This is a genomic window from Streptomyces sp. NPDC002623 (assembly GCF_053592635.1).
The window spans coordinates 49,352-67,700 of the sequence record NZ_JBSFWB010000036.1 but is presented as its reverse complement, the minus strand read 5'-3'; the positions used below and the strand labels follow the sequence as shown (position 1 = coordinate 67,700).

At 71.1% G+C, this 18,349-nt stretch carries 18 protein-coding genes and 1 pseudogene; 10 read left to right on the top strand and 9 right to left on the bottom strand.

The annotated features are described in order from the left end of the window. Window positions 1–168: 168 nt before the first annotated feature. Complete coding sequence (locus ACWD4O_RS40250) at window positions 169–1,140, bottom strand: NAD(P)-dependent alcohol dehydrogenase (protein WP_451288010.1); 972 nt, start codon at window positions 1,138–1,140, stop codon at window positions 169–171. A 263-nt stretch (window positions 1,141–1,403) separates the two neighbouring features. Between ACWD4O_RS40250 and ACWD4O_RS40245 the strand changes: the two genes are divergently transcribed. Further along, window positions 1,404–1,946 carry a GNAT family N-acetyltransferase gene (locus tag ACWD4O_RS40245; RefSeq protein ID WP_451288009.1) on the top strand — a complete coding sequence of 181 codons (543 nt, stop codon included), beginning with the start codon at window positions 1,404–1,406 and terminating at the stop codon, window positions 1,944–1,946. Window positions 1,947–1,962: 16 nt separating this feature from the next. On the opposite strand, the gene ACWD4O_RS40240 is transcribed toward ACWD4O_RS40245, so the two are convergent. Further along, on the bottom strand, window positions 1,963–2,928 hold the full coding sequence (locus ACWD4O_RS40240; RefSeq protein WP_451288008.1) for an aldo/keto reductase: 966 nt from the start codon (window positions 2,926–2,928) through the stop codon (window positions 1,963–1,965). A 114-nt stretch (window positions 2,929–3,042) separates the two neighbouring features. On the opposite strand from ACWD4O_RS40240, the gene ACWD4O_RS40235 reads away from it, so the two are divergent. Beyond that, on the top strand, window positions 3,043–3,339 hold the full coding sequence (locus ACWD4O_RS40235) for a hypothetical protein (protein WP_351916082.1): 297 nt from the start codon (window positions 3,043–3,045) through the stop codon (window positions 3,337–3,339). 74 nt (window positions 3,340–3,413) lie between these two features. Here the strand turns inward: ACWD4O_RS40235 and ACWD4O_RS40230 are convergent, their stop codons facing one another. The 3 genes from ACWD4O_RS40230 to ACWD4O_RS40220 are packed head-to-tail and all read right to left on the bottom strand — an operon-like array spanning window position 3,414 to window position 5,912. Then, on the bottom strand, window positions 3,414–4,205 hold the full coding sequence (locus tag ACWD4O_RS40230; protein WP_451288007.1) for an MBL fold metallo-hydrolase: 792 nt from the start codon (window positions 4,203–4,205) through the stop codon (window positions 3,414–3,416). A 60-nt stretch (window positions 4,206–4,265) separates the two neighbouring features. Continuing rightward, on the bottom strand, window positions 4,266–5,063 hold the full coding sequence (locus ACWD4O_RS40225; RefSeq protein WP_451288006.1) for an alpha/beta hydrolase: 798 nt from the start codon (window positions 5,061–5,063) through the stop codon (window positions 4,266–4,268). A gap of 24 nt (window positions 5,064–5,087) precedes the next feature. Continuing rightward, window positions 5,088–5,912, bottom strand: coding sequence for an alpha/beta fold hydrolase (locus ACWD4O_RS40220; protein WP_451288005.1), 825 nt, complete (start codon window positions 5,910–5,912; stop codon window positions 5,088–5,090). 302 nt (window positions 5,913–6,214) lie between these two features. Here ACWD4O_RS40220 and ACWD4O_RS40215 point away from each other — a divergent pair, with 302 nt between their 5' ends. Both ACWD4O_RS40215 and ACWD4O_RS40210 read left to right on the top strand, forming a co-directional pair. Beyond that, window positions 6,215–7,204 (top strand): helix-turn-helix domain-containing protein, encoded by a 990-nt coding sequence (locus ACWD4O_RS40215; protein WP_451288004.1) that lies wholly within the window; start codon window positions 6,215–6,217, stop codon window positions 7,202–7,204. 75 nt (window positions 7,205–7,279) lie between these two features. Next, a complete protein-coding gene (locus ACWD4O_RS40210) occupies window positions 7,280–7,945 on the top strand; it encodes a maltokinase N-terminal cap-like domain-containing protein (protein WP_451288003.1) in 666 nt (221 codons plus the stop codon). 22 nt (window positions 7,946–7,967) lie between these two features. On the opposite strand, the gene ACWD4O_RS40205 is transcribed toward ACWD4O_RS40210, so the two are convergent. Beyond that, window positions 7,968–9,482 (bottom strand): carboxylesterase/lipase family protein, encoded by a 1,515-nt coding sequence (locus ACWD4O_RS40205; RefSeq protein ID WP_451288002.1) that lies wholly within the window; start codon window positions 9,480–9,482, stop codon window positions 7,968–7,970. 287 nt (window positions 9,483–9,769) lie between these two features. On the opposite strand from ACWD4O_RS40205, the gene ACWD4O_RS40200 reads away from it, so the two are divergent. Further along, window positions 9,770–10,198: a VOC family protein gene (locus tag ACWD4O_RS40200; RefSeq protein ID WP_451288001.1), complete on the top strand. Its 429-nt coding sequence runs from the start codon at window positions 9,770–9,772 to the stop codon at window positions 10,196–10,198. A gap of 42 nt (window positions 10,199–10,240) precedes the next feature. Here ACWD4O_RS40200 and ACWD4O_RS40195 read toward each other — a convergent pair whose 3' ends face one another. Then, window positions 10,241–10,942, bottom strand: a complete 702-nt coding sequence (locus ACWD4O_RS40195) for a TetR/AcrR family transcriptional regulator (protein ID WP_451288000.1) — start codon at window positions 10,940–10,942, stop codon at window positions 10,241–10,243. Between the two features lie 157 nt (window positions 10,943–11,099). On the opposite strand from ACWD4O_RS40195, the gene ACWD4O_RS40190 reads away from it, so the two are divergent. Beyond that, on the top strand, window positions 11,100–11,789 hold the full coding sequence (locus ACWD4O_RS40190; protein WP_451287999.1) for a DUF4386 domain-containing protein: 690 nt from the start codon (window positions 11,100–11,102) through the stop codon (window positions 11,787–11,789). Between the two features lie 257 nt (window positions 11,790–12,046). Beyond that, window positions 12,047–12,697: a hypothetical protein gene (locus ACWD4O_RS40185; protein ID WP_451287998.1), complete on the top strand. Its 651-nt coding sequence runs from the start codon at window positions 12,047–12,049 to the stop codon at window positions 12,695–12,697. Window positions 12,698–12,747: 50 nt separating this feature from the next. Here ACWD4O_RS40185 and ACWD4O_RS40180 read toward each other — a convergent pair whose 3' ends face one another. Further along, entirely contained in the window at window positions 12,748–13,800 is a 1,053-nt protein-coding gene (locus tag ACWD4O_RS40180; protein WP_451287997.1) for a DUF4037 domain-containing protein, read from the bottom strand. Window positions 13,801–13,996: 196 nt separating this feature from the next. Between ACWD4O_RS40180 and ACWD4O_RS40175 the strand changes: the two genes are divergently transcribed. Then, window positions 13,997–14,707: a hypothetical protein gene (locus tag ACWD4O_RS40175; RefSeq protein ID WP_451287996.1), complete on the top strand. Its 711-nt coding sequence runs from the start codon at window positions 13,997–13,999 to the stop codon at window positions 14,705–14,707. A 205-nt stretch (window positions 14,708–14,912) separates the two neighbouring features. Further along, window positions 14,913–15,776 (top strand): annotated as a pseudogene (locus ACWD4O_RS40170) (ferredoxin); the annotation flags it as partial. Between the two features lie 446 nt (window positions 15,777–16,222). On the opposite strand, the gene ACWD4O_RS40165 reads toward ACWD4O_RS40170, so the two are convergent. Continuing rightward, window positions 16,223–17,149, bottom strand: coding sequence for an AraC family transcriptional regulator N-terminal domain-containing protein (locus tag ACWD4O_RS40165; RefSeq protein ID WP_451287995.1), 927 nt, complete (start codon window positions 17,147–17,149; stop codon window positions 16,223–16,225). A gap of 100 nt (window positions 17,150–17,249) precedes the next feature. On the opposite strand from ACWD4O_RS40165, the gene ACWD4O_RS40160 reads away from it, so the two are divergent. Next, a complete protein-coding gene (locus tag ACWD4O_RS40160) occupies window positions 17,250–18,254 on the top strand; it encodes an aldo/keto reductase (protein WP_451287994.1) in 1,005 nt (334 codons plus the stop codon). Window positions 18,255–18,349 lie beyond the last annotated feature (95 nt).

The following is an 18,349-nucleotide window of genomic DNA, read 5'->3' as shown; positions in this document are numbered from 1 at the left end:
TGAGAGGGCAGCCGCACGGCCAACGGCCAGGCCGTTTACGTGCTCGCAACGCTAGGTCCGGTCAGGGGGTTACTGAAGGCCTCGAATCAATCATTTGGCCATCAACGGAACCGTCATTTTTCCATCATCGGGAAGGATGTGGCGGCCTGAGGGATGGAGGGCCCGAGGTCAGTTCGGCGGTACGACGGTGATGACGACGTTGCCGATCTTCTGCCCGGTCTCCACGTACCGGTAGGCGTCGGCGATCTGCTCCAACGGATACCGGCGGTCGATGACGGGCCTGAACTCGCCTGTCTCGATCAGGTCCCGGAGGTGGCGCACGATCTCCTGGTCCTGCTTCGGAAGGGGGAACTTCACCTTCCTGCCGCGGAACAGGGGCGTGACGAGCGGCAGGAACACGTTCTGCGCCCAGGGCCCCAGTTCCGAGGACAGGTAGAGCCCGCCGGGCTTCAGCAGCCGCCTGCACCGGCCGAAGGTGCTCTTGCCGACCGCGTCGAACACCGCGTCGTAGCGCTGCTCGTCCTGGGTGAAGTCCTGGGCCGTGCGGTCGACGACCCGGTCCGCGCCGAGGCCCTTGACCAGCTCCAGGTTTGCCGTGTCGCACACCGCGGTCACGGTGGCCCCGCAGTGCTTCAGCAGTTGTACCGCCGCCGAGCCGATGGCGCCGGTCGCGCCGTGGACGAGCACGTCCTGCCCGGCCCGCACGCCCGCGGTCCTGAGGAACGACAGCGCGTAGTGCGCGCCCTCGGTCCCGGGAGCCGTCTCCTCGAAGGTCACGCCCTCCGGCATGGTCGCGACGGGGCCGTCCTGTGGAACCGACAGGTACTCGGCGTGGGTTCCGAACGCGCCCTCGTTGTAGCCGAACACCCGGTCGCCGACCGTGAACGACGTCACGCCGCCGCCGACCGCTTCCACCACTCCCGCGTACTCGGTGCCGAGCACGGTGCGCCGCGGCCGGACAAGGCCGGTCAGCGCGCGCATGAAGAAGGGGCTGGCCGCCCGGTAGGCGCAGTCCGTCCGGTTGACCGTCGTCGCGTGGACCTTCACCAGGACGTCGTGGTCCCCGATCGAGGGCATGTCCACCTCGGCGATCCGGACCACGCTCGGCGGCCCGTACCGGTCGTGCACCGCTGCCTTCATGAACGAACCGTACCGGTGCATTCACCGGAGCAGGAGGCTCCGGAGCACCGAAGCCGACCGTTCTCGGCTCAACTACGCTGGACGCCAATGACGTCCAGGTCGTCGATCGCGATCCGGCGGAACCCGATCGCTTCCGGATCCGCCACACCGGCTGAGGGAACACGGCGGTCCGACTCCCCGGTGCGACCGACTGTCCGACCCGGCCGACGGCCCACCTGATAATCGGTTTGCCGCCCGTCGGCGCGGTCGGATAGGAAGATTGCATGCTTAGGGGCGACAAGGTCGGGCTCAGGGCCCGGCACGAGGACGACATCCCGATCCTGCGGGCCGAGCTCTACGACGACGTGGTCAACGCCTCGCGGTCCGACGGCCGGCCGTGGCGGCCGATCACGCCCGACTCGAAGGACTCGCGGCTCGTCGTGGACGACAAGGAGCAGGGGCACGTCCCGTTCTCCGTGGTGGAGCTGGACGGCGGCGCACTCGCCGGCACCGCGGCGCTGTGGGGCATCGACAACCACAACCGGTCCGCGCACATCGGCCTCGGACTGCTGCCGTCCTCCCGCGGCAAGGGCTACGGCACCGATGTGGTCGCGGTGCTGTGCCACTACGGATTCGTCGTGCGCGGTCTGCAACGCCTGCAGATCGAGACGCTGTCGGACAACGCCGCGATGCTGGGCTCCGCCGAGCGCAACGGCTTCGTCCGCGAGGGCGTGCTGCGCTCCTCGGCCTGGGTGATGGGCGAGTTCCTGGACGAGGTGCTGCTCGGGCTCCTCGTCCAGGACTGGAAGCCGGGCTCGCGGGGCTAGGCCGGCGCCCGAGCGCTCAGGGGCGGCCGCCCTGCGGGGCCGGCAGGGCGTCGAGTTCGGCCAGGTCGTCGGCGCTCAGCCGGACGTCGGCGGCGCCGGCGTTGTCCAGCAGGTACTTCGGCGTCTTGGTGCCGGGGATGGGGACGACGTACTCGCCCTGTGCCAGCACCCAGGCCAGCGCCACCTGCGCCGAAGTGGCGCCGATGCGCTCCGCGATCTGCTTGACCCGGTCGGCGATTGCGAGGTTCCGGCTGAGGGCGTCCGGCTGGAAGCGGGCCAGCCCGCGGCGGAAGTCGTCCGGAGGCAGGTCGTCGAAGGACGCGAAGCGGCCCGTCAGAAAGCCCCTGCCGAGCGGCGAGTACGGCACGAAGGCGATGCCCTGCTCCTGGCAGTACGGCAGCACCTCGACCGTCCAGTCCCGCGTCCACAGCGACAGTTCGGACTGCACCGCGGTGATCGGGTGCACGCTCTGGGCCCGCTTGATCTGCTCGACATCCACCTCGGACAGGCCTAGGTGGCGGGCCTTGCCCGCGGCCACCGTCTCGGCCAGGGCGCCCACGCTCTCCTCGATCGGCACGGCCGGGTCGACGCGGTGCAGGTAGTACAGGTCGACGTGGTCGGTGCCCAGCCGCTGGAGGCTCTCGTCGATCGAGCGGCGGATGTGTTCCGGCCGGCCGTCGTTGCCCACCATCGCGTTGCCCCGCTCGTCGCGGGTGAGAGCGCCGACCTTGGTGGCCAGCACCGCCCGCTCACGGCGGCCGCCGGCGAGGGCCCGGCCCAGCAGTTCCTCGTTGCTGAAGGGGCCGTACACATCGGCCGTGTCGAGCATGGTCATGCCCAGGTCGAGAGCCTGGTGGACGACCGAGATCTGCGTGTCGACGTCACGGGGAGCGGCCTGGTCGTAGGCGTGGCTCATGCCCATGCAGCCGAGTCCGATCACGCCGGTCTCGGGGCCGTTCGGTCCGAGGGTGGTCGTGTGCATGAAGGCTGGTCCTTTCCTTCCGCAGGGTCGTGCGGTGGGCGGAGGTGCTCCATGAAAGTGCCCGTGGCGACGCCGTGCCAGTCCTCCCCCGCACGGCCGATTATGATCTTGGTCATGACTGTGCAGAGCTTTGACAAGACGACGCCTTCCCGCAAGCAGCGACTTCAGGAGAAGCAGCGCCGCCAGCTGGCCGTGGTCGACACCGTGGACAAGGCCGAGGTCAAGGTCCACAAGGCGGAGGCCGAACTCGCCGTCGCCGTCTCGGAGGCGGTGCAGGTGTTCGGCGGCGAACTGGCCGCGTCCGAGGAACTCGACATGCCCATCGAGGCGATCCGACGTTTCCTGCGCATGGTGGAGGACGAGCCCGCGGATTCCGCCACGGACGAGGAAGCGGACCTCGTCACGGCGTAGGCGCCACGTCGGGCCCGGCCGGCTGCACCAGGCCGGGCCGGGCCGCCTACCGGTCCACGCGCAGCAGGCCGGGGTCAGACGGTGACCTCCAGGGCGGAGCCGACGGGCAGCCATCGGAAGCGGGTGCGGACGTCCGCCGGGGCCTTCGCCAGCTCCGCCTCGACGGCCCGTCGGCCCTCCTGGAAGTGCGACCAGCCCTCGTAGTGCACGGGCAGCGCGGTGTGCGGGCGCAGCAGGCGGCACAGCTCCACGGCCCGGGGCGCCGTCATCGTGTAGCGGACCGGCCCGGTGACGGGGAAGCGCACGCCGCCCAGATGCAGCAGAGCGGTGCCCACGTCCAGCCGGCGGGCCACCTCGCGCACGCCCTCGTAGAGGACGGTGTCTCCGGAGATCCACAGCGCGCCGTGCCGCTGGCCGGGCCAGCGCAGGGCGAATCCGACGACGTCGCCGACGAGTGGGCGGGAGAGCGGTGGGCCGTGGCGTGCGGGGGTGGCGGTGACCTCGATCGTGGGGCGGTCGGGGGACTCCAGCCGCCAGGTCGTCCAGGGTGCGAGGCCACGGGAGTTGCCGCCGAGGCGGCCTGCCCCGGACGGCGTGGTCAGGACGACGCCGACGGTGGGCAGCAGGGCGCGCCCGGCCGTGTCGAGGTTGTCGGCATGGTGGTCGTGGGTGAGCAACACAGCGTCCAGGGGCGGGAGTTCGGTCGGCAGGACGGACGGGCCCGAGGTCTTGCGGGACGAGGTGCCCCAGCCGAAGGAGTAGCGGCGACCGGGCGTGTCGAACGTCGGGTCCGTCAACAGCCGCCAACCGGCGGCCTCGATCAGCGTCGTCGGGCCGCCGACATGGGTGATGCGGACCTCGGTCATGCACGGTTCCTTTCCGAGGTCCGGGGCGGGCAGGTGTACCGGCCGCCCCGGACGCGCGGGCTACCGGGCGTGCGAGAGGGCCCAGTCGAGGGCGTGGTCGGCGACCTCCTCCCAGCCCGGCGCGGCGGGCAGCAGGTGCGGCCTGCCCGGGAACTCCTCGACCTCGGTGACCGTGTTCGACTTGTAGTGCTTGGCGTTGGACTGCTGGACCTTGGGCGGCATCAGATGGTCCTTCTCACCGGAGATGAACAGCAGCGGGGCCCGGCCGTCGTTGTGGTAGTCGACGTAGGTGCTCTGGTGGCCGGGGCGCAGGGTGGCCAGGGCGCTGTCCCAGAAGATGCCGCCGGAGGCGGGGATCGCGTACCGCTCGTACAGCGCCGTCGACTCGTCCTCGGAGAGGGTGTTGGCGAAGGCGTAGTGCCACTGCTGCGCGGTCAGGCCGACCGCCCGATGCCGGTTGGCCGGGTTCTTCAGCACCGGGAAGGCCGCCTTGATCTGGGTCAGCGGCACCACCGCGACCCCTTCCGTGGGCGCGGAGGAGATCGCCACCCCGGCCGCGCCGAGGCCCCGGTCGAGCAGCAGCTGCACGAACACGCCGCCGGCGGAGTGACCGATCAGGACGGGCGGCTCGTCCAGCCCTCGTACGAGGGTCTCCAGGCTCGCGACGATCTGCTCGACGGTGACCTTCTCGATCGGCGCGGGATCGGCGTTGAGAGCCTCGACCTCCGCCTCGAAGCCCGGGTAGGCGGGCGCGAGGACGCGGTATCCGCGCTTCTTGTAGTGGTCGACCCAGTGCTCCCAGCTGCGGGGTGTGACCCAGAAGCCGTGGATGAGGACAATGGTGTCCGGAGTGCTCATGGCTGCTGCTCCTTCCGGAGGGTGTCAGCGGGTGGCGCGGTACGCGGCGTCGATCTGCCGCACGACGGCGTCCGGCCGGGACATCATCACGACGTGCGAGGCGCCCTTGACCTCGGCGGATCTGCTTCCGGCGCGCTCGGCCATGAACCGCTGCAGGGCGGCCGGGATGACCCGGTCGGCGCCGGCGACGACATACCACGACGGTAGGCCCTTCCACGCGGGTACGCCGCTGAGCCCTGCCAGTCCCCCCAGACTCCCGGGGCGCTGCGAGACCGCCATCACCCTGGTCGTGGCGCGCGGCAGGTCCTGCGCGAAGACGTCGTGGAACTTGGCCGGGTCGATGTATCCGTCGGCGTCGGCGCCGCCGGGCAGCGGGCGGGTCACCAGCGCGTCCGCCAGCATGCTGCCGGGAAACCGCCCGGCCAGTTGCAGCGCGCTCTCGCCCTCGTCCGGCGCGAAGGCGGCGACGTAGACGAGGGCTTTGACGTGGGCGTGGCCGCGGGCGGCGTTGGTGATGACCTCGCCCCCGTACGAGTGGCCGACAAGGACGACCGGCCCGGGGATCGTCGCGATGACGCTGGAGAGGTATGCGGAGTCACCGGCCAGGTCGCGCAGGGGGTTGGCGGGGGCGATGACCTGGTGGCCGGCCTTGAGCAGGCGGGCGGTGACGGCGTTCCAGCCGGACGCGTCGGCGAAGACGCCGTGGACGAGGACGACGGTCGCTCCGGTGGTGCCGCCGGTGCGGGCGTCGGCGGAGGCGGGCGCGGCGACGGCTCCGAGCGTGACGGCGCCGCCCGCCGCGAGCAGGCCGCCGAGCACTCGGCGGCGGGGGTGGCCTTCGGGAATCATCGGATGGTTCCTTCCGGAGTCAGGGACAGGGCGGCGAGGCACGCGTGGACGTCTCGGTGCCTGGCCTGCGCAGGGAGCATGGCATGGGCCTGCGCACCCGGCTTTGCCGTCTGCGCCAAGGCCTGTTCTCTGCGTGCCGCGGCATACCGGAACCGCGGAGTCAGGTGCCCGACGCACTCATCTTTGTCGACATCGCCCGTCGTGACGGAGACTGCTCCTCGGGGAAGCCGCGGAGCAGGGGGAAGCCGCGGGAAGCAGGGGAAGCAGCGGCGAACGGACCGCTATCGCAGCCTGGGGGCGCCGTGCTGGTTCTCGACACCGCCGACCTTCCTGTCGCCGACCGGTTCGAGGCCCTGCGAACGGCGGTCTCCCGGGAGGGCGGAGTCGACGCGGTCGAGGAGAACGAGCCTGCGGCCGACATGTGGAAGCGGCTCGAAGTCTGGCACTTCGGGCCCGTCACCCTGTTCGACACACGCGGCACGAGCGTGCGCTTCGTGCGTTCCTTCCGCAAGACGCGCCGCGAACTGGTGGACAACGTCTCGCTCATGACGCAGGCCGAGGGGTTCGGCACAGGCGCCTTCGGCTGCGACGGATACCAGCGGCACCTGGGAGGGGACGGCATCGGGCTGACGCCGCACATGGCCGCGTCACACGAGTACGGATGGTCGGGGACCGGTCGCTCCGTGGCCTTCTCGGTGAACATCGCGCTTCTCGCCCTGCCCGTGGACATGGTGCGCGCAGCGGTCCCCCTGTTGCAGCACAGCCCCGTCGAATCCCTGCTGCTGCAGCACATCCGCGGCCTGCACCGGCACGCGGACCGACTCAGCGGCGGCCCCGAGGCGGAGGCTCTGGCCGCCGCCACCGTGCAACTCACCCGCGCCCTGATCGTGTCGGTCGCCGGCGACGACCACACCCGTCGAGAGGTGGCCCAGGAAACTCTCCTCACCCGCGTCCTGGCCTACCTTCGCGCACACCTGACCGACCCGGGCCTCACACCCCGACGCATCGCCCGGGCGCACGGCATCTCCGTGCGCACTCTCTACCGGCTGTGCGAAGACGGCGGACTCAGCCTCGAGAAATGGATCATCCGCCGCCGACTCGAAGGCGCCCGCAACGATCTGGCCGCGACCGGACAGGCCCACCGCACCATCGAGGCCATCGCCCGCTCCTGGGGCTTCACCAACCCCGCCCACTTCTCCCGCCGCTTCCACCAGACCTACGGCGCCACCCCCAGCCACTGGCGACGCCACTCCCGAAACGGCGTACCCCTCTCCCCCGAGCACGAGCCGTGAGCGCGTGCCGCGACCGGCTTGCGGATGGCAGGGTGTGAGGGCTGCTGTCCGCTCGATGGAAGAGAGCTCTTCGGCATGGCCGTCATCCACCACACCACCCTCAAGCCGACCAAGCTGGAACTGCTCACGTCCTGGCTGCCCTCCCGCCCGTGGTACCGCGGCGGGGCGGGCCGACCGGAGTTGGCCAAGGCCGGCGGTTTCCGGCTGGACGATCCGCAGGGCGAGGTCGGGATCGAGTTCATGGTGGTCACCGACACCTCCGGCGCCCACCCGGCCGGTTACCTGGTGCCGCTCACCTATCGCGGCGCCCCGCTCGACGGGGCGGAGCACGCCCTCGTCGGCACCATGGAGCACGGGGTGCTGGGGCGGCGCTGGGCCTACGACGGCTGCCACGACCCGGTGCTGGTCGCCCAGTTGTCGGCGCTGTTCGACGGCCGGGTCCAGGCCCAGGACCAGAACACCACCGACGCCCCCGACCGCGAGGTCACCCGCTCCTACACCGGTGCAGCCCCTCTCTCCGCGGGCTTCGTCGGCACGGCCACCGACGACAGCGAGGGCACCGAACTGTCTGCACCGCAGGGCATGGCCCTGCGCTTGCACCGCGTCCTGCGCCCTGTCCCGGACGGCCGGTCCCTCCCTCCGCAGGGCACGACCGGCCACCTCGCCGGCCCCTGGCACCTCCCGGACGGCACCCGCGCCCGCGTGCTCTTCGCCACCGTGCACTCCAGCCGTCGCGCCTAGGGCTGCCCCGGAGGCCGGAGGTTCATCGCCGCAGGGGATCGAACGGGATGTCCCGCCACAGTGCGCGTAGGGCGCAGGCGGTGTCGTCGGTGATGCGGTCTTCCGGGACGGCCCAGAGCTTCACCGTCGTGGCGGCGTCGGTGACCGGGGGCCAGCCCGGGTCTCCGCAGGCGGCGAAGTCGGCCCATGCGCGCAGCATGCGGCGGGACAGGGCACGGTCCTGTTCGTCGGGGGCGGCGCCGATGAGGAAGGCGGCGCCGTCGGCGTCCAGGTTGCCGAAGGCGAAGGGGATGTCGGCGGTGTGCCAGGGCCGGGTCTCGCCGCTCGGGGTGGGGCGTCTGCGGGCGAAGCGCGACAGGTGCGCCCGGCCGCCGGCCCGCATGTGGTGCTCGGCGAGCCGGGTGCTGTACTCGCCGAACGTCGCGTCGCCGAACAGTTGGAGGTAGCGGTCGAGGACCGGGGCGTCGGGCAGCAGCGCGCGGTAGCCGGAGACCAGGGACTCCGGGAGGCGGAGAGCCCTGGCGAAGTCGGCGAGTTCCGGCTCCGAGGTGATCTCCCGTACTCCTCCGACCTCGTGCAGGAACCAGTACTCCTCCAGGGTGTGGCACACCAGGAGGTCCACGTCACGGGAGACGCCGGAACCCAGCGCGGAGAGCGGGTCGACGGGCAGTACGTCGCCGTCGACGACAGGCTGGAAGAGCACGGGGTCGTAGGCCTGGACCGCCGTGACGGGGTCGTCCCCGCACTGCGCGGCGACGTCGTCGGAGGCGGCCAGCAGTCGCTGCGGCGAGACGGAGCGCAGTCCGTCGCCCGTCGGGGCGACCGCGGCCACGGAGGCGATCCTCGCGGTGATCGCGGCGGCGACCTCGACGGTGAAGAAGGCGTTGGGCACACTGTGGACGATGGCTCTTCGGAACAGTCCGCGGGCCCCTTCCATCGCCATCAGACAGGCGATCGATCCCGCTCCCGCGGAGTGCCCGGCGACGGTGACCCGGTCGGGGTCGCCGCCGAACTCGGCGATGTTGTCCCGGACCCAGGCCAGCGCGGCCGTCTGGTCGAGCAGTCCCCGGTTGTCGGGGAAGCCCGGCACATGGCCGAACCCCTCGAAGCCGACCCGGTAGTTGCAGCTGACCACGACCACTCCGGCACGGGCGAGCGCGGTGCCGTCGAAGTCGGGCTGGGCGGAGGAGCCGAAGGTGTAGGCCCCGCCGTGGATCCAGAACAGCACGGGCAGCGGGCCGCCGTCCGACGGGGGCCGCGTCCACACGTTGACGGTGAGGACGTCCTCGTCGCCGGGGTGCCACACCGGTGAGCCGGGCAGCTCCGCCGACTGCGGCGCGATGGGTCCGAAGTCGCCGCAGTCCCGCGGCGTGCTCCAGCCGACGACGGGCTGCGGCCCACGGAAACGGTGGCGGCCGAAGGGCGCGGCGGCATACGGGATGCCCAGGACGACCGTGCCGCCGTCCGGTGAACTCCTGCCGCGTACAGGGCCGTTCGTCGTCCGAAATTCCGTCCCTGCCGGTGTGTTGTCCCCCATGCGCCACCAGCCTCTCATGGGCAGGCGGTGGCCCACCCGGGATGATCCGCGGTCACGGACCGGCTCGGCGCAGCACAGCCGTTGGCGTGTTGCCCGGGCTCTCGGCGATCACTAGAGTCGGCCGGGTGACTGCCGGGTCGGCCATGGGCCATGCACGAGTGAGGTTCCCGGCCTCGGCGTGAGCGCGAGGCGGGCAAGAACCCCGCCGCCTTTTCCGAGTCCTTCTGCCTGGCGCCCGCATACGGCGCTGCTTCCAGCGGATCCCCAGACCCGGAGACACACCACACATGTCGAACGAACAGCAGTACCCGTACGCATCCGAGCTGCCGACGGCCTCCGTGCAGTTGAACCACACCGCCGTGTACGCCCGGGACCGGCGGCTCTCGGCCGAATTCCTGGCCGTGATCCTGGGGTTGAAGGTCGGCGCTCCCTTCGGGCCGTTCCTCCCCGTCGACCTCGGCAACGGCGTGACGCTCGACTACTACGAGAAGCGCGACGAGCCGATCCAGTCGCAGCACTACGCGTTCCTCGTGCCCGACGAGCAGTTCGACAGCATGATCGCCCGCCTGGAGGCGGTCGGGGTCACCTACTACGCCGACCCCAACCACTCCGAACCCGGGCGGATCAACCGTCTGTTCGGCGGTCGCGGCGCGTACTTCGCCGACCCGGACGGCCACAACCTGGAGATCATGACCCGGCCTTACCTCCGCCCCTGACCGACGGCGGGCGGCCGCCGACCGCCAGCCGCCCGCCGTCGGTCACGCGGCCGGCCGGCCGTCGCTGTCGGGCATCCACCTCGCGAGCGCGTCGAGGACCACACCGAGCCCGAACTCGAACTCGTCGCCGAAGTCGTAGCCGGGACGAAGGATGTGCTCGGCCGCCATCTCGCCGAGGTGGGGATAGTCGCCCGGGGAGAAGTGCTGCACGATCTCCTCGGTCACCTCGGCGAGGGTGTCGGGGCCCTGGACGGGCAGAGCGGCCTCCTGGACGGCGAATCCGTACACATAGCTGTCGAGCAGCGCGTAGGCGTGGGCGGTCATCTCGACCGACAGGCCTGCCCTGCGCAGGGTGCCGATGGTGGCGTCATGGTGTCGCAGCGTCGCGGGGCCGGGGGTCGTTCGCGACTCCAGCAGTCCGATCGCCCAGGGGTGGCGCTTCAGCACCCGACGGGCCGAGGTCGCGCGTCGGTGCATCTCGTGACGCCAGTCGTCGCCGGGCGACGGCAGTTCGATCTGGCTGAAGACGAGATCGACGATCCCGTCCATGATCTCGTCCTTGTTGGCGACGTGGTGGTAGACCGCCATCGGCTTGACGCCGAGCTCCTGGGCGAGCGAGCGCATGGTGAGCGACCCGACTCCCCCCGCGTCGGCGATCGCCACGGCGGCGCTCAGGATCCGCTCCCTGCTGAGTGGAATGCGCTCCGCTGGGTCCGGTGCGCGTTCGCTGACTTGCTTGGACATCCGGCCACCCTACTGATGACATCTTCGTACTAAGTACGCTACCGTCGACATGCCGAGCGTACTAAGTACGGTCACACCACGGCGCCCACGGAAGGCAGCCATGTCAGCCATGTCAGCCACCTCATCGAGAGTCATGTCGAGAGTCATCGGGCGAACCATGGGAGCCCTGTTCCTGCTGGCGTTCATCGTGTACATAGCAGGCAGCGCCCTGGTCGACTCGGGATCGGGCGGCGCCGACGCACTGCCCACGGCGGCGGACGAACAGACGCGCGTAGCGGCGGGAGCGCTGCTCATGCTGGTCAACTCGGCCGTCGTCGTCGGCATCGGAGTGCTGGCGTTCCCCCTGCTGAAACGGCACGACGTGGTCTCCGCCCACACGTACCTGATCGGCAGGGTGGTCGAAGGGGTGATGCTGGCCGTCGGGATCGTCTTCCTGCTGCTCCTGGTGCCCCTCGCGGAGGAGCACGCCTACGCGAGCGGCGACGAGCCGTCCGTTCTGGCCGCGTTGAGCAGGGTCGCGGTGGAGGGGAATCACTACAGCTATCAGATCGCGATGATGTCGCTCGGGGCCGCCGGTCTGCTGTTCTGCCGAGTTCTGCTCCGGGCGCGGCTGGTACCCCGCTTCCTCGCGGTGTGGGGGCTGTGCGGTTACGCCGTCCTCGCACTCGGGGCCGTCCTCGAAGTCCTCGGCTACGGCGTCGGTGTGGCGCTCTCCGTTCCGGGGGGTCTGTTCGAGGTCGGCCTGGGAGCCCTGCTCGTCGCGAAGGGGTTCCCCGCGGACCGAAGCCGAGGGGACGACGGATCCACCGACCACCCGTCAGCCCCTGCGGCACGGCAACCTCAGTAGCGCACGAGGCGGGGATCGCCTCCTCGCCGGCCCACCTGGCCTCGTACGTCGAAGCAGCCGGCTGACGCGGTTCGGTACGGATCTGATCAAGAAACCGCAGCCCGTTCGTGACTTTGTGCGCATTCGGTTCCGACGGCCACCGGGCAGGCCGAAGTGCCGTCTAGACCAGCGCAATGTCCATCGGACGAGCCGCTGTCACGTGACGCCACCCGGCCCGTCCTGTCCCGGAACGGTGTCCCGCATTGAACGTTCGAGTCTTGCTCACCCGCCGGTCCCTCGCCGCCGGCACGGCATTCGCCGGTGTCGCGGCCGCTGTGCTGGTCGGCCAGGGCGGCCTGCACACGGTGGTCGGCTGCGGGATCGCCAACGACGCCATGCCGTCCCTGACCGCCGAGGACTGGGTGGCCAACGCGGACCATGCCGTCGTGGCCACGCCGACACGTGAACAGGACACCGACCGGCGCGACTTCCAGACGGGACCGGTCCGGTACCGGACCGACCGCACGGTGACGTTCCGCACGGACAGCGTGCTGTGGTCGGCCGACTCCCCGAGGCGGGCGCTGGGCGAGAACTTCGACATGGCGGCAGCCGGCTGGAACGTGTACCGGAGCGGCACACGCATCAAGCGCACGACCGCCGAGGCGCCGCGCCTGGAGCCCGGCCACACCTACCTCCTCGCCCTGCGCTGGACCGATGACGGTTGGACCGTCCTGGGCGAAGGCGCGGCGGTGCCGTTCGACGAGCACACCGTCGGCCAGGGCGAATGGTGCGGACGCACCCTCTCGAAGGAGGACGTGGCCCTGGGCGAAGTCTTCTCCCGCTCCGACGACCACAGCCTGGAGAAGACCGTGCACGGCCAGGACGAGGCGGCAGTGACCCGCGAACTGCGGCGCGCCCTCGACGCGTAGTGCGAGGTTCGAGTCCGCCGGGGCCGGCGAGAGCGCCGGCCGCCCGCTCACTACGCGGTGCTCGTACGGCGGTGATCCGCCACGCCGGTCGCTGCGGCCCGCGCCGCCTCGACCCGCCCCAGCACCTCCGCGCTGTCCACGAACTGATCCACGGCGCCGACCGTCGGCAGCGCCCGGACCGCCGGATCGCCGACGCGGCCGAGCAGCGCCGCCGCGAACCGTCGGCACGGCGTGGTGGCCGGGTCGAGCGGATCGGTGAGTTCGCGCTGGTTGTGCAGGCCGGCGACCGTCTCGAACGCGGCCGTCAGGTGCTGTTCACGGCTGTGCCGGTCCGTCGCGGCGAGGACTGCGGTGAGGACCGGTGTGAGGTGCGGGCCCGCGGAGGTGCGGGCGAAGGCGCTGCCGAGCCACTGGTCCCCCGGCGGATAGTGACGGTCCATCAGGAGACACAGGCGCATCAGGTCGTGCACGAGACGGGCGGCGGCGACGGCGGAGCCGAGTTCGTCGCCCGCCTCGCCGCAGCGGTCGACGAGGGCCTCTTCCCGGGAGATGCGCTGCCACTGACAGGCCAGCACATGCAGCCACAGATCGTGCGGATACCAGCGCAGGGCGGCGCGCAGCGGGGCGAGCACACCCAGGCCGTCGTGGAAGACGGCGCCGGCGGTGACTCCGGCGAGGAACTGTGTGGGGGTGGCCAGCCAGTCCAGCGGGGTGATGTGCGACGAGGGGACGAAGCCGAGCGTGGCCGTGAACCAGGAGGAGACATGGGTGACTTCGACCGTGCGGTGGAGCGGCGCCTGAGCAAGGTGCGTCGGCCGGCCGTGGAAGGTCTTCGGGAGGTGTTCGGCGAGGTGGTGTCTGATGCGTCCCGCGTGGCGGGAGACGTCCCCGGAGCGGAGGAAGAGCTGCAGGCGCGGGACGCGTTCATGGTGCGCGGAGTGTGCGGTGTCCAGGCCGAGCACCTCGGAGCCGGAGCCCAGACGCGCGGCGGAATGAGGTATTCCGGGTGCGGCTTCCTCCAGTAGAGGGCGTATGAGCTCGGTGTAGAAACGCCGGGAGAGTTCTAAGCCAGGGATGAAGGGCGGCATATTCGTGATGCTCATGTGAAGGGCCTTGCCGATCCGGTGACGATCATGCGCCGGAATCCGGACCCGCGCGACAAAGTTTTCGGCCGCCGTCACCGGCGGGCCTTGGGTGCACGGCCGCTCGGCCCCGCCGACGGGTCGCACCCGTCGCCTGCGTACCGTGGGCGGTACGAGATGAAGGAGAGTTGGCGGAGTTGACCTTGGTGGATCTGTGGTGAACCGTACCCCCGTGCCCGGGTCGCGCCGCGCTCGGCGGCGTCCGCCGGTCCCCGCACCGCGCGCCCAGGACAGCTACGGTCCGACATTCCGCGAGGTGCTGCCCGGCTTCCTCAAACTGGGCCTGGCCGTCGGCCTGTCGGTCGCGCTGCTCGCCTGGGCGCACCGGCTCGGCGTCCTCGGACTGACTCCGGGACTGGCCGTGCTCGGTGCGGTCGCCGTGGTTCTCACCCGCTGGCGTCGCGCGGCGGTCCGTCGCCGCCGCGGCGTCTACACCGCGGCGGAGCTCGTCCTCCTGGACGACGACCAGCTGATGGCGGCCGTCGAACGGATACTGCGGCGCGACGGCTGGGACGCCATCGCGATGCCGAGTCGGGGCCGGCCCCGTCTGTACGCGCGCGACCCTGGCGGCCGACGGCTCGATGTCGTCCTCAGCCCGGCGGAGAACCCGGCGGACGACGCGGCCCGGACCCGTCTCCTTCCCACGGAGGAGTCCTCACAGCCCGCGGACGACGAGGCGATCCGCCTCCTCGTGACCAGGCCCTCGGCCGCCCGCACCGATGCCCCGCGGCCGTCCCTCCCGAGCCACGGCGTTCTGCTCGGCGGCCGCCATGTGCTGCGGTGGGCCGCCGGGACGCCGCTGGACGAGCTGGTCCTGCTGGAGAGGCGGGACAAGCCGCAGGGATCCCGGCCGTCCCGGCCGAGTTGACGGTGGTGGCCGTGCCGGCCGAGGGTCTCCACGGAGGTCCGCGCCGGGCGGCCCCGCTCCGGCCGGCCCGCCGACGGCGTCAGCGCCCGTGGTTGTGCATGACGTGCTTGGTGCGCGAGAAGTCGTCCAGCGCATAGATCGACAGGTCCCGGCCGTAGCCGGATCCCTTGAATCCGCCCCACGGGACCTCGCCGGCCAGCACGCCCTCGGCAAGATCGAGATCCGGGGCGCGGACGCGGGCGAGTTCCTCAACCGCGTCTACACCAATGCCTTCAAGAAACTCAAGCCGGGCCTCGCCCGCTACGGCGTGATGTGCAAGCCCGACGGCATGATCTTCGACGACGGCGTGACGCTGCGCCTCGACGAGGACCGCTACTTCATGACCACCACGACCGGCAGCGCGGCCGGCGTCCTGGACTGGCTGGAGGAGTGGCTGCAGACCGAGTGGCCCGGACTCGACGTCCACTGCACCTCGGTGACCGAGCAGTGGGCGACCATCGCGGTCGTCGGTCCGAGGTCGCGCGAGGTCGTGGCGCAGCTCGCACCCGACGTCGACCTGTCCGCCGAGGCGTTCCCCTTCATGGCCTTCCGCGAGACGACGCTGGCCTGCGGCATCCCGGCCCGCATCTGCCGGATCTCGTTCTCGGGCGAACTCGCCTACGAGATCAACGTCTCCGCCTGGTACGGCCTGGCGGTCTGGGAGCAGGTGTACGCGGCCGGGCAGCCGTACGGCATCACCCCGTACGGCACCGAGACGATGCATGTGCTGCGGGCCGAGAAGGGGTACATCATCGTCGGCCAGGACACCGACGGCACGGTCACCCCGCAGGACGCGGGCATGTCCTGGGTGGTCTCGAAGCAGAAGGACTTCGTCGGCAGACGGTCCTACTCGCGCGTCGACACCTCCCGCAGCGACCGCAAGCAGTTGGTCGGCCTGCTGCCGAGCGACCGCACGACCCGACCGCCCGAGGGCACCCAGCTCGTCGCCCCGGTGGGCGAGGACCTGGTGCCCGTCGAGGTGACCGACTTCGTCCTGTACGACCCCGAAGGGACCAAGCGAGATGGCTGAGCCGATCGCCGCACTGCGCACCAGCCCCCTGGTGCACCTAGAGGAGCCCATGCGGGCCGCCGCTGTCACCGGCGCCCGTGGCGTCACGCTGACCGAGTGGCCGTTCGTCACCATGGTGAACGTACGCGTCGACCCCGCTTCCGAAGCAGCTGTCCGCATCGGGAAGACCCTGGGGTCGCCGCTCCCACTCGACCACGGTCGGCCCGGTCGCGGCAGTGCTGTGGCAGGTCGACGGCATGCCGACGTACCGCCTCCTCCCCCGGTCCTCGTTCGCCGACTGTCTGGCCCGCTGGCTCATCGACGCGATGAGCGAGTACCGCGGCCCGGAGGTTCCATGACCCCATGACCCGATGACTCCAGGACTCCATGGCTCCATGGCTCCATGACCCGACGCGGCCTGGCGGCCCTGGGGCCGGTCAGGGCTGGTCAAGACTGGTCAGGGCCGGTCAGGGCTTTGCGGGCGATCCGTCGTGCACGACCGGCACCTCCCGGGCCGCGTCGAGGAGGGTGCGCAGATGGGCCGCGTCCTGGCCGGGCGGCAGACCGTAGGCGCGGCGGTACTCGCGGTTGAACTGGGTGGCGCTGACGTATCCGACCGCCTGCGCGGCCTGCGCCGCCGTCACATCGCCGGCGAACAGTCGCCGTCGTGCCTCCTGCAGCCGCAGGTGTTTCTGGAACTTCAGCGGGCTCATCCCGGTGGCCGCCTTGAAGTGCCGATGGAGCGTGGCCGGGCTCATCCGGGCCACCTCGGCGATCTCGTCGATGCCGAGGGGCTCGGTGTAGTGGTCGCAGATCCAGCGGGCCGTGGTGCGGATCCGGGCGGCGGCGGAGTCGGCCAGCGACCAGTGGCGCAGCACAGGTCCGAGGGGGCTGCGCAGCAGCCGGTAGAGGATCTCGCTCTCGATCCGGGGAGCCAGCGGCCCGATGTCCTCCGGGGTGTCGAGGAGCTGGATCCACCGGGTGAGCGCGTCGACGAGTTCCGGGGTCATCGGCGCGGTGATCTCCGCCGCGATCTCCGCGGTGACGGGCTGTCGGGCCGACGGGCCGGCTTCGTCCAGTTCCAGCTGCACGGCGGCGAGTGCCCGGTTGTCGAGCCGTATGACCGCGGCGCGGTAGGGCACCTTCTCGAAGGCTGCGGTGACCGGCAGGTCGAGGGTGACCAGGAGCATCTGGCCACGGGGGGTGGCCCAGCTGCGGTCTCCCGCCGCGGTCCGCTTGGATCCGTCGGCGATGAAGCAGATCATCGGCTCGTACGTCACATCGATCGGTTCCATGAGCTCGTCGACCGCGACCAGGGACAGCCTGGGCACGGCGGTCTCCGACCACGGTCCCTGACAGTGCCGCTCGATGGCGTGGGCGAGGCGGTCCAGCATGAGTCACACCCTTCGGGCATCCACTCTCCTGAGAGGATCAGGCAATCCTATGCGAGCGGTGCCCCATGACGTTCCGGCGCCGTGTTCCTAGCGTTGAGGTATGACACAGCACGACAGCACACTCCCCCACCGCAGGCTCGGCACGCAGGGTCTGGAGGTCGGCGCCGTCGGCCTGGGCACGATGGGCATGACCATGGCCTACGGCGCCCCCGACGAGCAGGGCGGCCTCGACACCATCCGCCGCGCGTACGAGCTCGGCGTCACGTTCTTCGACACCGCCGAGCTCTACGGCATGGGCACGGGCAGCAACGAGCAGCTGCTGGGCCGGGCCGTGAAGGGCTTCCGCGACGACGTCGTCCTCGCCACCAAGTTCGGCTTCGACCTGAGCGACCCGAGCAACATCGGGGCCCCGGACAGCCGTCCCGAGCGGATCCGCACGGTCGCCGAGAACAGCCTGCGCTACCTCGGCACCGACCACATCGACGTGCTCTACCAGCACCGGGTCGACCCGGACGTACCCATCGAGGACGTGGCCGGCACGGTCGGCGAACTGATCGCCGAAGGCAAGGTGCGGTACTTCGGACTGAGCGAGGCCGGCCCCGACGTCATCCGGCGCGCCCACGCCGTACAGCCCGTGTCCGTGCTCCAGACCGAGTACTCGGTGTTCGAGCGGGCCGTGGAGGTCGACGTACTGCCGGTCGTCCGCGAGCTGGGCATCGGCTTCGTGCCGTACTCGCCGCTGGGCCGCGGCTTCCTCACCGCCGCCGTGAAGCCGGCCGCCGAGTACGACGAGGGCGACATGCGCAGGTGGGACGAGCGCTGGCAGCCCGGGAACTACGAGAAGAACCTGGCCGCCGTCCGCGAGCTGACCGCCCTGGCGGAGGCCAAGGGCATCGCGGTCACCCAGCTGGCTCTCGCCTGGCTGCTGGCCCAGGGCGACGACATCGTGCCCATCCCGGGCACCCGCAGCCCCCAGCGTCTGGCGGAGAACGTCGCCGCCGCGCACGTCACCCTCACCGCCGAGGACCTCGCCCGCGTCCAGGAGCTCCTCCCCCACGGAGCGGCCGGCGCCCGGTACCCCGAGGCCCACATGCCCACCTGGTAACAGCCGCACCCCCACACCCCGGACGAACGCCGTGCCGGACACAGAACGCCCGGCACGGCGCGGGCACGGCACAGCGTGACGCCACCTTGGACTAC